1 protein-coding gene, 1 rRNA gene and 1 pseudogene are annotated in these 1918 nt (G+C 54.4%); 1 reads left to right on the forward strand and 2 read right to left on the reverse strand.

The window, feature by feature from the left end; all coding sequences use genetic code 11:
• Positions 1-55: 55 nt before the first annotated feature.
• Positions 56-622 (forward strand): annotated as a pseudogene (locus QP970_RS11505) (IS3 family transposase); the annotation flags it as partial.
• On the opposite strand, the gene QP970_RS11510 reads toward QP970_RS11505, so the two are convergent.
• Together QP970_RS11510 and rrf are read right to left on the reverse strand one after the other, a co-directional pair.
• The gene (locus QP970_RS11510) at positions 623-1510 is read right to left on the reverse strand and encodes a hypothetical protein (protein ID WP_284869959.1); all 888 of its coding nucleotides are present in this window, start codon (positions 1508-1510) and stop codon (positions 623-625) included.
• A 278-nt stretch (positions 1511-1788) separates the two neighbouring features.
• Positions 1789-1906: ribosomal RNA gene (rrf, locus tag QP970_RS11515) — 5S ribosomal RNA — on the reverse strand.
• Positions 1907-1918 lie beyond the last annotated feature (12 nt).

Consider the following 1918-nt stretch of genomic DNA (forward strand, 5'->3'; position numbering starts at 1 on the left):
TGACTCACAATGAACATCCTCTCCTACGGACACAAAATCCGCACTAATCGGGTGTCCACTAAACGAGGGTAACCTCATGCCGGACTTAGTAGGCCGTAAATTCACAGCTGATAGACCAAACCACGTCTATGTTGGCGACATTACGTACCTGCCGTGTAAGGGTGGCAAGAACATGTACCTTGCCACGGTCATCGACGTCTACTCTCGCAAACTTGTCGGTCATGCACTCGCGGATCACATGCGGGTATCGCTGGTTATCGAGGCTTTGTCTCATGCCAGAAAGGTCCGCGGAAGCCTTAAAGGGGCAACTTTCCATTCTGATCATGGCAGTGTGTACACCTCACAGGCGTTTGGGGACCACTGCGCCCAGCTTGATGTGCGTCAATCCATGGGAGCAGTGGGAACGAGTGCTGATAACGCCTTAGCAGAATCCTTTAACGCCACCTTAAAGCGTGAAGTACTGCGTGATAGGAAACTCTTTGAAAGTCCAATCAGCTGCCGCCAGGAAATCTTCCGGTGGTGCATGCGCTACAACACGCGCAGGCGGCACTCCTGGTGCAGCCTTCTAGCCCCCGATGACTTCGAAGCGCTTAATTCAGCTACACTGACCCAAGCAGCATAACTAACCCCCGACGTGTCCACTTTCTGGGGGCCAGGCCCAGGTATTGATCGCGACTTTGGTGTGCGTGTTATCCAGGATGAGTTGGATTAAGGCTTCACCGGCACCGCACTTGTTGTTGGCGGCATGGGCATCAATATGGCGGGCGATGATGGCGGCAGTGGCTTTATCACACGTCACACTGATAGTGGCCCGGTTATTGTGTACAGATACGTTGAGGGTGGGTTCGACCTCGTCAGTGTCGTCGATGGCCAGGTGGTGGGTGTCGATGAAGTCGCGGATAAACCGGCGGATTTCTGCAGCAGTAGGTACATGTTGGCTCGGTGCTGTCGGTGTCAGATAGTCTGCCAGGGCGGCATCGACCAGTCCCACATGTTCGTGGTTGTCGCCTATACGTTCTACTTCCCTATCGATAACCCGCAAGCGTGGTGTATCCAGGATCCACTGCTCCACGTTAGTCGCTGCTACCAGGGGGAGTTCCTGCATGCGGAAATGCGCCCTAATAATGCCAGACAAGATGCTATAGGAAAGCCCTAGGTCTTTAGCCAGGCTGGTCAGTGTCAGATCGACGTCGTCGCCCAGGTCTGGAAGGAGTGACTGGTAGAAAAACCAGGAGTTCTTCCGGGCTTGTGCTCCAGCAGCAGCAATAGGATTGTTTGGGGTATTGGTGGCATAAAAGACTACCGGTTCTCCTGCCTCAGCATCAGTGTCGGTATCAGGTGCCTCGTCGCCGTCAGCGGCAGTGATCATGCGTGCATCAGCTATACCATCGGCGCGCTCGGATTCGCCTGCCGCGCAAGTAGCGCTGGGTAGACGGGTATCTCCCGCCGTGGTGTCATGCACCGGCCCGCCTACGTGCGCGTGGTCTGTGGTGGGTGGTGGTGTACTCATTGTGGTCGAATCCCCCCCCGGGGGTGTACTACACCCTTCAATGTGTCGAATATGTTTTCGTCTACCAAGGCATCAGACTACCCACCCGAAAAGACACCAGGGGTAAAACCCACACACCCCACCACGCATAACCCCTGCTCGACAGAGTACAAGTCGGCTACACTAGCGGGGGTAAAACCACAATTAATCCCCAAAAGGACCAACCACCCACAATTATTCGGGGTGATGGTCTTTCGGGGACTATCGTATAAACACTATTTTGTTGTTTTGTTGTTTGGTGTCGGCGGTGACTTACTCTCCCACAACCTCCCGGTTGCAGTACCATCAGCGTGTACAGGCTTAGCTTCCGGGTTCGGAATGGGACCGGGCGTTTCCCTGTAGCTATGAACCACCGACAAACCTAAAAGA

Source organism: Corynebacterium sp. MSK073 (assembly GCF_030232085.1).
Lineage (GTDB): Bacteria > Actinomycetota > Actinomycetes > Mycobacteriales > Mycobacteriaceae > Corynebacterium.

What these genes read in the sequence shown, in the direction of transcription:
- QP970_RS11510 (WP_284869959.1), bottom strand. Translation starts at nt 1,510, where the DNA reads ATGAGTACACCACCACCCACCACAGACCACGCGCACGTAGGCGGGCCG.